The organism is Rhodococcus sp. NPDC056506 (assembly GCF_042794945.1).
Taxonomy (GTDB): domain Bacteria; phylum Actinomycetota; class Actinomycetes; order Mycobacteriales; family Mycobacteriaceae; genus Rhodococcus_F.
The window spans coordinates 294,242-306,720 of record NZ_JBHTSW010000001.1 but is presented as its reverse complement, the minus strand read 5'-3'; the positions used below and the strand labels follow the sequence as shown (position 1 = coordinate 306,720).

General features: G+C 63.1%; 13 protein-coding genes and 2 tRNA genes. 5 read left to right on the top strand and 10 right to left on the bottom strand.

Annotated elements, in window-relative coordinates; genetic code table 11:
• The first annotated feature begins 72 nt into the window (after positions 1-72).
• From ACFQ6H_RS01370 to ACFQ6H_RS01350, 5 genes are all read left to right on the top strand, one after another.
• A complete protein-coding gene (locus ACFQ6H_RS01370; protein WP_030535749.1) occupies positions 73-1,218 on the top strand; it encodes a DNA cytosine methyltransferase in 1,146 nt (381 codons plus the stop codon).
• Positions 1,215-2,090 (top strand): hypothetical protein, encoded by an 876-nt coding sequence (locus tag ACFQ6H_RS01365; RefSeq protein WP_378536708.1) that lies wholly within the window; start codon positions 1,215-1,217, stop codon positions 2,088-2,090. Before ACFQ6H_RS01370 ends, ACFQ6H_RS01365 begins: the two co-directional genes overlap by 4 nt.
• Before the next feature lie 10 nt (positions 2,091-2,100).
• Positions 2,101-2,505 (top strand): very short patch repair endonuclease, encoded by a 405-nt coding sequence (locus tag ACFQ6H_RS01360; RefSeq protein ID WP_019746481.1) that lies wholly within the window; start codon positions 2,101-2,103, stop codon positions 2,503-2,505.
• Between the two features lie 10 nt (positions 2,506-2,515).
• A complete protein-coding gene (locus ACFQ6H_RS01355) occupies positions 2,516-3,205 on the top strand; it encodes a DUF998 domain-containing protein (RefSeq protein WP_029254264.1) in 690 nt (229 codons plus the stop codon).
• Positions 3,206-3,284: 79 nt separating this feature from the next.
• A complete protein-coding gene (locus ACFQ6H_RS01350) occupies positions 3,285-4,529 on the top strand; it encodes an alpha/beta hydrolase family protein (protein ID WP_378536705.1) in 1,245 nt (414 codons plus the stop codon).
• 1 nt (position 4,530) lies between these two features.
• Here ACFQ6H_RS01350 and ACFQ6H_RS01345 read toward each other — a convergent pair whose 3' ends face one another.
• From ACFQ6H_RS01345 to ACFQ6H_RS01300, 10 genes are all read right to left on the bottom strand, one after another.
• On the bottom strand, positions 4,531-5,709 hold the full coding sequence (locus ACFQ6H_RS01345) for a cation:proton antiporter (protein WP_378642976.1): 1,179 nt from the start codon (positions 5,707-5,709) through the stop codon (positions 4,531-4,533).
• Between the two features lie 34 nt (positions 5,710-5,743).
• Complete coding sequence (locus ACFQ6H_RS01340; protein WP_378642972.1) at positions 5,744-6,373, bottom strand: pyridoxamine 5'-phosphate oxidase family protein; 630 nt, start codon at positions 6,371-6,373, stop codon at positions 5,744-5,746.
• Positions 6,370-7,185 (bottom strand): ABC transporter ATP-binding protein, encoded by an 816-nt coding sequence (locus ACFQ6H_RS01335; protein WP_378642968.1) that lies wholly within the window; start codon positions 7,183-7,185, stop codon positions 6,370-6,372. Before ACFQ6H_RS01335 ends, ACFQ6H_RS01340 begins: the two co-directional genes overlap by 4 nt.
• Positions 7,182-8,234: a FecCD family ABC transporter permease gene (locus ACFQ6H_RS01330; protein ID WP_378642964.1), complete on the bottom strand. Its 1,053-nt coding sequence runs from the start codon at positions 8,232-8,234 to the stop codon at positions 7,182-7,184. Before ACFQ6H_RS01330 ends, ACFQ6H_RS01335 begins: the two co-directional genes overlap by 4 nt.
• Positions 8,231-9,274: a FecCD family ABC transporter permease gene (locus tag ACFQ6H_RS01325; protein ID WP_378642959.1), complete on the bottom strand. Its 1,044-nt coding sequence runs from the start codon at positions 9,272-9,274 to the stop codon at positions 8,231-8,233. Before ACFQ6H_RS01325 ends, ACFQ6H_RS01330 begins: the two co-directional genes overlap by 4 nt.
• A complete protein-coding gene (locus ACFQ6H_RS01320) occupies positions 9,271-10,305 on the bottom strand; it encodes an iron-siderophore ABC transporter substrate-binding protein (RefSeq protein WP_020905853.1) in 1,035 nt (344 codons plus the stop codon). Before ACFQ6H_RS01320 ends, ACFQ6H_RS01325 begins: the two co-directional genes overlap by 4 nt.
• 156 nt (positions 10,306-10,461) lie before the next feature.
• Positions 10,462-11,238, bottom strand: a complete 777-nt coding sequence (locus ACFQ6H_RS01315) for a helix-turn-helix domain-containing protein (RefSeq protein ID WP_378642953.1) — start codon at positions 11,236-11,238, stop codon at positions 10,462-10,464.
• Between the two features lie 151 nt (positions 11,239-11,389).
• A tRNA-Arg gene (locus ACFQ6H_RS01310) sits at positions 11,390-11,462 on the bottom strand.
• 82 nt (positions 11,463-11,544) lie between these two features.
• A tRNA-Ser gene (locus tag ACFQ6H_RS01305) sits at positions 11,545-11,636 on the bottom strand.
• Positions 11,637-11,732: 96 nt separating this feature from the next.
• Entirely contained in the window at positions 11,733-12,452 is a 720-nt protein-coding gene (locus ACFQ6H_RS01300) for a dienelactone hydrolase family protein (protein ID WP_378540676.1), read from the bottom strand.
• Positions 12,453-12,479: the final 27 nt, after the last annotated feature.

The window sequence follows — 12,479 nt, the reverse complement described above, 5'->3', positions numbered from 1 at the left end:
GTGTCGGAGTTCTCGAGTACCGTGCTTCTAGGTCAGTTCGTGAGGAAGGGTGCTGTGACGTCGTCGCGGAGCATGGTGGGTTTGTTTGCCGGTATCGGTGGGCTGGAGTTGGGGCTCTCGGAACATGGGTGGAACACCGAATTGCTGTGTGAAATCGATCCCGGCGCCCAGGCAGTTCTCCGTTCGCGTTTCGCAGACGTGCCGTTGCACGGTGACGTCACCAAACTGCGCGCGCTGCCCAGTGACATCGAATTGGTGGCCGCCGGTTTCCCCTGCCAGGACCTCTCTCAGGCCGGCAAGACCGCAGGCATCACCGGCGCACGCTCAGGCCTGGTGGACGAGGTGTTCCGTCTGGTCAAGCGCAAGAAAGGCCCGCGCTGGCTGTTGATCGAGAACGTCCCCTTCATGCTGCAGCTCGGCAAGGGCGCAGCCATGCGGCACATCACCGACGCCCTCGAAGACCTCGGATACACCTGGGCATACCGGGTGGTCGACGCCCGCGCCTTCGGACTCCCCCAGCGTCGCCAGCGGGTCATCATGCTCGCCTCGCGCACAGACGATCCTCGCGAAATCCTGTTCGGCCAGGACGCCGGCGAGCGCCTGGGCGGCGATCCCGCGGACTACCCGTGCGGCTTCTACTGGACCGAAGGCACCCGCGGACTCGGATGGGCCGTCAATGCCGTGCCGACGCTCAAGGGCGGCTCGTCCGTCGGTATCCCCAGCCAACCGGCAGTCCGGTTGCCGTCCGGCGAGATCGTCACCCCCGGTCTCGTCGACGCCGAACGCTTGCAGGGTTTCGATCCCGACTGGACGCTGCCGTCCGTCGAGGTCCCCGGCCTTCGCCACAGCCACCGATGGAAGCTCGTCGGCAATGCCGTGAGCGTGCGGATGGCGTCGTGGGTCGGCGGCCGGTTGAGCGATCCCATCGAATACGACGCCGCCGGCGAGACGCCCCTCGAGCCGGGCGACGCGTGGCCGAGCGCGGCGTGGGGCCGTAACCGTCAGGCCTTCCGCGTACACACGTCGACGTGGCCGGTGCAGTACGACTACGAAGATCTGAGCGGCTTCCTCGAAGACACGCGGTTGCTGTCGGCGCGGGCGACGGCCGGCTTCCTCAAGCGCGCACGCATGGGCAATCTTCGGTTCATCCCCGGTTTCATCGAGGACGTCGAAAGCCATCTCGAGCGGATGGGCGGATATCCCGAGGCCGCGGCATGACGGACTCGCTGTTTCCTGAACCGGAGCCCCTGTTCCCGGAGACACTGTTTTCCGAACCTGAACACGAACCACTCTGGAGCGCACTGCAACTCGCAGGCGACAAGCCTCCGGCCGATGCCGATCGCGGCGAGAAGAAGAACTACGCCCAGCGACTGTCCAATCAACTGGCACAGACTGTGGCCGATGCTCTGCGTCCGCTGTATCCCAACATCACTCCGACGGCGTCCGGCGAAGGCCAGGAGGCAACGGTCGATGTCGCCAAGGGCCGAAAGCGCTTGGACGTCAAGGCACTCGACCCCACTCTCGGTCTGATCCTCTGCGTCTCCATCAAGACCTACAACTTCCAGGACTACAGTCCGCGCAGCGGCAAGCTGGGACGGTGGACCAAGAACATCGTCCGCAACGACCACGAATTGCGCGGCGAGGCAATGGTTCTGCATCAGCGCCAGCCCTACAGCGTGTTGGTGGCCGTCATGTTCGAGCCGTACGCCACCTGCGACGACGGGGACCCGACCAAGACCAGCGATACCGGCAAATCCTCTTTTGCACACCACGTCACGACGCTCTCGAAGCGCTCGGGCCGGGGCAAGCGCGCGGTAGTCGGCGTTCCGGGAAAGGCCTGGGTGGATCTCGGCGCCGAAGACACGCGCTACGACCTCTTCGAGAAGGTCTACATCGGACTCTACGAACCCGATGGTGCGGTTCGGTTCTTCGACGTCGACGAACCGCCGCCACGCAACGGCCGCCCCACCGACGCTCAGACGCTTTCGTTCACCGACTTCGTGACCGTCGTGCACGGTGAAGTGGAGCGTCGCAACAGGTTTGCGCCTACCTGGTCCGATCCCGAAGACAGCGACGATTCCGACGGCTGAGAGAACCACGGTGCCTGCGACTGATCCTGCCACCAGCGCTCGGATGAGCGCTCAGCGTCGGCGCGACACCAAACCCGAAATCGCACTTCGACGCGAGCTTCATCGGCGCGGGCTGCGATACTTCGTGGACCGGGCGCCGGTCAAAGGTGTTCGCCGACGCGCTGATCTGGTATTTCCACGCCGAAAAGTCGCGGTATTCGTGGACGGATGCTTCTGGCACAGCTGCCCGCAGCATGCGACGTTTCCCAAGAACAACGCGCAGTGGTGGACGGACAAGTTGGCCGCCAACGTGGTTCGAGACCGCGACACCGATGCACGTCTGGCAGAGCAGGGTTGGACCGTCATCCGCATCTGGGAGCACGAAGATCCGCTGGTAGCAGCCGAACGCGTCCAGAAAGCCCTGCTCGGTCCGTAAGCTCGAATTCGTGAAGGAACGCAACGTTGCGCGGTGGGGTTTGGTGGCTGCGCTGGCTCTGGGCGGAATTGTCTACTCGTCGTGGATTCTCGAATTCTTCCTCGACACCGGCCTCGACCCGGTCACATCGTTCCTCAGCGAACTCGATGCCGAGAACCAGAAATACCGTGATGTCTTCGGCAATGCCGACGTTCTGTCCGCGATCTTGATGTTGATCTCGGGAGCGCTTGGTCTGCTGATCACGCCCAGGCGCAGGCTCTACGTCACCGGCTGGATTGCACTTGCAGTGTTCGGCATCGCCACAATCGCCGACGCGTCGTTCCCCCTCGAATGCTCGGGCGAGGGCTGCCCGTCGAGCGCACCCGACGGCCTGCTTCCGCAGCTTCACCATGTTCACGCATTGACAAGCAGCGTGGCGGTGTTCGCGATCTTCACCGCCATGATCGCATTCACCGTGGGAGCGTTCAGATATCGCGAACACCGGTCGTTGCGCACGACCGGCCTGACCATTTTGATCCTGACTTCCCTTGCGACGGTGTGGATGTTGACGACCAACAGCATTGAGGTCTCCGGCGGCGGTAATCTCGGACTGGGTATCGCTCAACGTGCGCAGGTGCTGGGAATGTCGTTGTGGTTGTGCACCCTGGCATTTGCGATGTCGAGGCCGCCGTCCACCGGGCTCCCGGCGTCGCCGCGCTGACAGGTTTTCCGGCAAGCGATTCGGGCGATCCTGGAACTACAACTGAAAATGGCTGCCCCGAACTAGCGAAGGTGTGCCCATGTCTCTCGCGTCGTCGTTCTTCGCCCATCCGCACCAGGCGTTCACGGCTGGTTTCTATCGCAACGAATCCTTCGACTTCGAGCTACGAGTCGTTCTGGGACTGGCCACCTACGGCGCGGCAGATGCCGGCGAGGTGCTCTCGGCCATCGCTCATGTCGGAGAGAAGGACCTCGAGGGCTGGTACGAGGCCTGGTTCGACCTCGGAACACGGGTATTCGGGCAGGCCGATAAGTCAGCCGAGGCCGGGCATTCGCGGAGCGCGTCCAACGCGTATCTGCGGGCGGCGTCGTACTTCGGTGTGGCGATCAACGCCGTCGACGGCCTCAGTGACGACTCCGTTCTCGTCCCCACCTTCAAACGTCACCGCGAAGCGTGGGACCGCTTTGTCGACACCACTTCCCAACCCGTCGAACGCGTCCGGATCCCGTACGAGGACACCTACCTGCCCGGGTACTTCTTCCGCCCACCCGGCGACGTGCGGCGGCCGACGCTGATCATGGTGAACGGCAGCGACGGCCCGATCAGCGGGTTGTGGGGCAGCGGCGGCGCCGGGGCCCTCGAGCGGGGCTACAACGTGTTGATGTTCGACGGTCCCGGCCAGCAGTCGATGCTCTTCGAGCGCAACATCCCGTTCCGTCACGACTGGGAAGCCGTCATCACGCCCGTCGTCGACTATCTCGTGGACCGGCCGGACGTCGATGCGTCGAAGCTGGCGATGTACGGGATCAGTCAGGGCGGGTACTGGGTGCCCCAGTCGTTGGCGTTCGAGCATCGGATCGCGGCAGCTATCGCCGATCCTGGAGTCGTGGACGTGGCCGCGTCGTGGCTCGCCCACATCCCCAAGAACATGCAGAAGCTGCTCGACGAGGAGAAGTCGGAGGCCTTCGACCGCGACATGGCGATAGGGCTGGGGATGAAATTCTCCAAGGACAGCGCCCGGATCTGGCGTTTCCGAGCGCGTCCGTACCTCGCCGACGGCTATTACAACACTCTCACCGCAGTTCGGAAGTACCACCTCGAACACGTCGCCGGCTCGATCTCCACTCCCCTGTTGATCACTGATCCGGAGGGTGAGCAGTTCTGGCCGGGTCAATCCAAGCGCCTTGCCGCCCTCTCCGGCGGACCGACAACAGTGGTTCCCTTCACCGCTGCGGAAGGTGCGAACTTTCACTGTCAGCCCATGGCGAGGCGACTGACTGATCAGCGAATGTTCGACTGGCTCGACGAGCAGTTGGATCTCTGAATCAGGACACTTTCTCTTTTTTCGTCAACAGAGTGGCGAGCATCGGCAGCAGTAGAACGGTGATCGCACCGGCAGCGACAAGAATTGACGCGTTGTCCGAAGACATCTGATGCGCGTCGACGGCGGCGCCAGTGACAGCCACGATCATCGGTAGACCGGTAGCTCCGTACAGCGCGACTTGCGCACTTTCACGCGTGGTGAAGGGTGGCTCGACCTTCTCGAATTTCGTCACGAAAAACACCGGCACACCGCGGACCACAACGATCAGGATCAGAAACGCAATCAGTATGCCGGGACTCGCGGCGACTGCCGAGACGTCGATCGCCATGCCGGAGGTGATGAAGAAAATCGGGATGAGGAACCCGAAGGCGATTCCGTCGAGCTTGATCTCGAGGCGCTCGTCGCCCTCTGGCATCAGCCGCCGCAGAATGAAGCCGGCGGCGAACGCACCCAGGATGACGTCGAGCGAAAACACTGCCGACAGCACTCCGAGGCTGACCAACAACAGAACGGTGAGGCGGACTGTCGTCTGCGCAGTGGTGTCCGCTCCTGCCCGCACCAGCCGATGTGTCCACGAGCCTTCATGAATCAGCTTGCCAGGCAGCACCGCCACGATGACGGCGATCAAGGCGAAAACGGCAAGCACGACCAGTGACAGGACAGCACCACGGGCGCTCAGCAGAACCGCCATCGCAACGACCGGCCCGAGCTCGCCGACAGCCCCGTGGTTGAGGACGGTCTTGCCCAAGCGCGTGTCGAGGAGTTTGTTGTCTTTGAGGATCGGCAGCAGCGTGCCCAGAGCCGTCGACGTCATTGCGATGGCAACAGCGGCTTCGGCGGAGATCACGTTCCTCACGCCCAGCAGCGCGACCACCGCAAATGCCAGGGCGAGGCAGAACAGCCACGTGTAGAGCGCTCGGCGTCCGCCGCGCCCACTGAGTTCCTGTCGGTCGATCTCGTAGCCGGCGAGGAGGAACAGCATGCCGAGTCCGAGTTCGCGCAGGATACCGATTGCTTCACTGTCAGCGGCGATGTTGAGGGCGAACGGTCCGACTACTGCGCCCGCGACCAGCAGCAACACAACTTCGGGAACCAACCGACGCGGGATCAGGCCCGCGACTATCGGCGCGACGGCCGCGATCAGCGCGATCCAGAACAGCGAGGAGGCAATTGAAGGCACGGATCATTATCGGACATAGGTGACAAATCTGCGTTCAGTACAGGTGCTTGCGGTACGCCTCTTGTCTGGCGGGTTCGAGATCATCGACGCGCAGGCTGTGCTGCTCGGCCATCATGTCGCGCAGACTCGGTACGTCATCGGAATTGGGCCACGTCGACGGATCCCACAACTTCGCCCGCAGGATCGCTCTCGCGCAGTGCAGATATGCCTCGTCGATCCGCACGATCACCGCAAGCTGCGCCGGCTTGCCGTTCATCGCCATCGACTTCAGCAGATCAGGATCGGTCGTCAGCGTCGCCACGCCATTGATGCGCACGATCTCGTCGTGGCCAGGCGCGAGAAAGAGAATCCCGACGTGAGGATTCTCGATCATGTTTCGGTACGAGTCGGCACGCCGATTACCCGGGCGATCCGGGAGCACGAGGGTCTTCTCGTCGGGGAAGAGCACCTGACTGATCAAGTCCCCACGCGGCGAGCAATCACAATTGCCGGCCGCATCGGACGTCGCGAGCACAAAAAACCTTGCCTGCTCGATGAATTCACGAATCAACGGCGTTGTGTAGTCGGTGTGCTTCTCCATGATCGACGGATGCGGCTGTCCGAGAATCGCATTGAGTTGTTCCACGGATTCGATCCGCCCGGCCGGGGCGTTCGACGCCGTCACGTCAACACGTCGTCGAGGACGTGGTGGCGCCCGAGCGGCAACACCAACGGCTTACCCGAGATGGGGTCGGGGATGATTCGGCTGTCCAGGCCGAACACGGTACGGACGTTGTCGCTGGTGAGCACCTCGCCTGGATCACCCGCCACGTAGACCCGGCGATCAGCCATGGCAACGAGGTAGTCGGCATAGCGGGCAGCAAGGTTGAGATCGTGCAGAACCATGACAATCGTTGTACCCCGAGTCCGGTTCAGGTCGGTCAGCAGGTCCAGCACCTCCACTTGATGGCTCACGTCCAGGAAGGTGGTCGGCTCGTCGAGAAGAAGCAGATCGGTTTGTTGGGCGAGCGCCATCGCAATCCACACACGTTGGCGCTGACCACCGGAAAGCTCGTCCACCGATCGTTCGGCCAATTCGGTTGTGTCCGTTGCCGCAAGCGCCTCGGCGACAGCTGCATCGTCCTCGCGGCTCCACCTCGAGAGCACCCGCTGATGTGGATGACGACCACGGCCGACGAGATCGGCGACAACTATCCCTTCCGGCGCGATCGGTGACTGCGGCAGCAGACCGAGCGTGCGGGCCAGCTTCTTCGCCGGCAGACGATGAACATCCTTGCCGTCCAACAGAACGTGGCCACTACGCGGCGCGAGCAGACGCGACATCGACCGGAGCAGGGTCGACTTGCCGCAGGCGTTTGCCCCGACGATGGTCGTGATCTTTCCCGGTGGCACGCCGAGGTCGAGCGATTCGACGACGGTCCGTCCTCCGTAACCGAGTTCGAGGTTTTCGACAGTCAGAGTATGGGATTCGGTCACAGCGAACCTCCCGTGCGGTTGGAACGAATGATGAGGTAGACGAGATACGGCGCTCCCAGCGCGCCGGTCACCACGCCGACGGGGTAGCGGGTGCCGAAGGCATACTGTCCGCAGAAATCGGCGACAAGTACCAGTAGCGCTCCGACCAGCGCCGACGGTATGAGCAGTGAAGTTCCCGGACCGACGATGCGGGCGGCGATTGGGCCGGAGAGAAACGCCACGAAGGCGATGGGGCCCGCAGCGGCAGTGGCAAAGGCGATGAGTCCGACGGCCGCAATGATCGACAGAATGCGCGTTCGCTCCACTCTGACGCCGAGTGCTTGCGCTGCGTCGTCACCGAGCTGGATGGTCGAAAGGTTGCGCGATTGGCTCAGCAGCACCGGCCCGAGCACGACCAGCGCCAGGAGCACGGGAACCGTCGAGCCCCAGTTGGCACCGTTGAGACTGCCGGTGAGCCAACGCATCGTCTCCTGCAGATCCCACGCGGCGGCGGTACTGAGCAGGTAGGCAGTGACACTGTCGAGCATCGCGGCGATGCCGATACCGATCAGAATCAGCCGAGTGCCCGCCACACCGTCCCGGAAAGACAGAACGTAGATCAAGACTGCGATGCCCAGACCGACAGCGATGGCGAAGATCGAGACCTGCGAGCCGCCGAGCGAAAGCGAGATGATCGCGAAAGCTGCTGCAGCGCTTGCACCGGAGCTGATTCCGATGATGTCGGGACTCGCGAGCGGATTGCGCAGCATCGTCTGGAACGTGATGCCGCCCAAGCCGAAACAGATTCCGGCGACCACAGCGAGGACAGCGCGAGGCAGCCGGAGGCGGCCGACGGTGAACGAGGCACCAGGTACGTTCTCCCCCAACACGACACGAAGCACATCCGACGGCGGGTAGAAGGTTTTTCCTACCATCAACGTGACCGCGAACGAGGCGACGACGAGGGCCGCTAGCACGGCAATCACGATGCGGCGTCGCCTACCTCGTCGGATACGGCTTGCTCCGACTGCATCGACCTCGACTTCGGGAGTAACGAATGTAGTGGTCACAGCTCACGTATCTTCTGACGGCGGACGATGTAGATGAAGAAGGGCGCTCCGATGAGCGCCGTGATGATGCCGACGTCGATTTCGCTCGGCCGCGCGACAATTCGTCCGAGAATGTCGGCGGCGACCAGAAGGGCGGCACCTGTCAGCGCAGAAAACGGTAGTAGCCAACGGTTGTCGATACCGATCAGCAACCGGCACAGATGCGGGACAACCAAACCGACGAAGCCGATCGGTCCCGCGATGGCAGTGGCTGCACCGCAGAGCAGCACTGCACCGAGCGCTGCCACTGCACGAACCACCGCGACGCGTTCGCCGAGACCTGACGCAACCTCGTCGCCGAGCGCAAGAGAGTTGAGACTACGCGCTGACAGCAGACAGATCACGAAGCCGACAATGAGGAAAGGCAGACCCTGTCGGATCACCTCGAAGCTCGCACCTCCGACGCCGCCGATCTGCCACGAACGAATGTTGCCAGCAATATCATTACGCGGCAGCATGATCGCGGTGATGAACGAGGCAAACGCAGCCGATGTTGCGGCCCCGGCGAGAGCCAACTTGAGTGGCGTGGCTCCACCTCGCCCGAGTGACCCGACTACGTAGACGAACAACGCCGCCCCGGCTGCACCGAGTATGGCCACCCAAATCATGCTGGTCTGGGTCCACAGACCGAACCACGCCATTCCGATCACCACTGCGAGCGAAGCTCCCATGTTGACGCCCAAGATTCCGGGATCCGCCAAAGGGTTTCGGGTAATCCCCTGCATCACTGCGCCGGAAAGACCGAGCGCAGCACCCACGATGATCGCGAGCACCGTCCGCGGAATGCGCTTGGCAATCGCACCCTGACCGATGTTGTCCGTTGAACCGCCTAGTGCGGCAACGATATCGGACCAGTCGACCTCACGAGAGCCGATGACGATCGAAGCGCACATGAGCACCGCGAGGACAACGAGAAGGGCGATCAGCCACAGCGAATTGCCGAACGTCGGACGCCGCGTATCGCGAGCGCCCGACGTCGAATCCTGCGAGGTTACAGTCACTCCGACTTTCCAGCAGCCCCGGCGAGCAGATCGACGTAGTCGCCGAGTACCCACGAAATTGCGAGTGGAGTCGGGTTGGCCGCCGTTCCCATCGGCCCGGTCCCATTGAGGAACACGATCGAGTTGTTGGCGACGGCAGGCATCTGCGAGAGCAGCGGGTCAGCCTTGAGTGCGTCGACAAGTGCCTGGTCACCGTAGGTGACGATCAGTTCGACGTCGTCGAAGACGTCCACACGCTCCGCACTGACCTTCTTCGAGAACTCACCACCCGTCGAGGCGTCGGCAACGCTCTTCGGCGTCGAAAGTCCGAGGTCCTCGAAGAACGCGGCGCGCGTGTCGTTCGCCGTGTAGAAGCTGACCTGGCTCAGATCAGCGGTGTCGACGTGCGTCAGGAACATGGTTGCCTTGCCGGCAAGCTGCGGATGCGAGGCAACCTCGTCGGCGATCTCCTTTTCGATGGTGGAGATCAGTTCCTGCCCTTCGGATTCCATACCCAAGCCCATGCTGTTGAACTTGATGACGTCGCGCCACGACGTCGCCCACGGCCCCTCGGGGTATGCCACGACCGGAGCAATCTCGCTGAGGGTGTCGTAATCCTCCTGCGTCAACCCGGAGTACGCGGCAAGAATGACGTCGGGGTTCGTATCGGAGACGGCTTCGAAGTCGATGCCGTCGGTCTCGTCGAAGAGCACCGGCGGCTTCGCGCCGAGTTCGTCGAGCTTTTCCTCGACCCACGGCAGCATTCCGTTGCCGTTGTCGTCACCGAAAGTCGCCGCTGCCATTCCGACGGGAACCACGCCGAGAGCAAGGGGCACTTCGTGATTGGCCCAGGCAACGGTGGCAACTCGCTCCGGCTTGGCGTCGATCGTCGTAGTTCCGAAAGCGTGCTCGATCGTGACAGGGAAGGAGCTGGATCCGCTTCCGGCGCTGCCGCCGTCGGCGGTCTCCGAGGAGTCGGAACTGCAAGCTGTCATGCCGAGGGCGACTGCGACCGCTGCTGCGGCCACCGCCAAGAAGCGTTTTGAACGCATGAAAACAGAACTCTCTCGAGAAGGGGTACGGCCCTCAACCCGGCTCAATCAGGCACTTAGGTGAGGTTTGCCTAAACCGTATACGGGAGGGCAATGTGGCGCAATCGCGTGTTTGGGACACCCCGTGTAGCGATCGAGACAAGGTGTGATGGCCGATCAGCTAGCCCGGAACATCCCTGGTGTAGCGCCTGTAGTGCGCCGGAATGCCGCCCCGAATGCGCTGGTCGAGTGGTAGCCCACACGCTCGGCAACCTCTTGTAGATCCAAGCCGTGGGCAAGAAGGGTCACCGCTCGTTGGGCGCGCACAGCCGAGACCCACTGCCCGAAACTCATCCCGGTCTCCGACCGAAATACCCGGGTGATGGTTCGCGGGCTGACACCGAGGAGCCTTGCCCAGTCGGACAGCGTTCGCATGTCACTCGGATCGTCACCGATCGCATCGACGATGGGTTGCAGAAGTGGCGAGTCCGGCACCAGCACCAGCAACTCGTTCGGCGACGGTGCCAGCACGTCGATCACCATCTGCTCCGTGAGCGAGCGCGAAGGAGCTCCGAGTGACTCGTCTGCCAGTCGCTCGAGGAGGTTCCGCAGCAGCGGAGTGACCTCGATCGCCACCGGCACGTCGGACAGAGAAGGAACCGATGCGATGTCGAGCTGAGCGGCCCGATACCAGGTGCCGGCCGGCGCGATCGCCGAGTGCAGGACGCCGGCGGGCATCCACAGACCTACGGTCGGCGTAATGGTCCACGTGCGCGATCCCACCGTGGCGGTCGACGCTCCCCGCTCGTTCCACAACAACTCGTGGGTCGGATGCGAGTGCGCTTCCCACCGGGTCTCGCGGGAAACGAGTTCGTCCATGCCCGCGATGACGAAGGGCACCTCGACCGCCCCGGCCGAGTAAACGGGGAGCGTCCGACTGTCGACGGTCTCCAACGGTTCTCCTCGGTTCGCGCGGTTGCTCCGGAGAAAGCATAGGTCGCGGGGATCGAAATCCGCCGGGGTGACGTCACGCACATTCCAAGATTACGAACGCGCCAAAACAAAAAGAAGGCCACGGACTGTGAGTCCGTGGCCTTCTTTCTTGTGCGCCCGAAGGGATTCGAACCCCTAACCTCTTGATCCGTAGTCAAGTGCTCTATCCGTTGAGCTACGGGCGCATGTTCTATTGTCTTGCTGATCTTGCGTGTCTTGCCGTCGTACTTTCTATCATTTCTAACCCGCCGGTCAAAATCACCGGCTTGGCGGAGGCGAGAGGATTTGAACCTCCGGTCCCTCGTAAAAGGGACAACTCATTAGCAGTGAGTCCCATTCGGCCGCTCTGGCACGCCTCCCTGGGGGTTCCGATCCTTTCGGACCGCCGGATCGAAAGATTACACACCCTTCGCCACCAAAGGCAAAACGTGTGGTCAGCGGACTGTTTTGTGGACTTACCGCAGGTGGCTGTCGAACCAGTCGAAGATCCGGGTCTGAGCTTCGATGATCGACGCCGAACCCGGGTCGTCGACGTCGGCGTCCTCGGACAGGTGCGGCGGCTCGTCCGCCCGGTGAGCCAGTCCGGCGTAACTGACCACCAGTGTCGCGACGTCGGCCTTCGCGGTCGCTTCCCGGAGCAGCGTCACGTGTTCGCGAGGCGTGCTGGGATCGTCCTCCCCGTACAGAGCCAGCCATGGCGCCTGCAGGAACGTGGCCGCGTCGACAAGGGCCTGAGCGTCCACCGACAAGGCTTCGACGATTCCCCGCGCGGCGACACTCACCGCGGCGCCGACGGGACGGCTGGTGGCTACGAGCATCGCGGCGGTCCCGGCGTCGTCGAACCCGAGCACCCCGATGGTGTCGGCGAGAACTTCGCGCGCGACGAGCCAGTCGAGGGTCGCGTCGAAGTCGGCGAAGAGGTTGTCACCGAACACCTCGCCCTGCATGTGCTCGGGTTCGCGATGGAACAGGTGGGGTGCGACGCTCACCCACCCTTCGCCGGCGAGTGCGCACATCAGATTCAGCAGAGCCGGGCTGAACTGCCGGGCTTCGTGCAGCACGACGATTGCGCCTCGTGTCGGGCCGTCCGGCTCCACCACCGTCAGTGGAACAGCCGTGGCGACCTCCCCTTCGGCTCCGCGCAGATATGCGGTGGCCCGGAAGATTTCCGACATCTTCCAACTGTGACACGCAGACGGCCG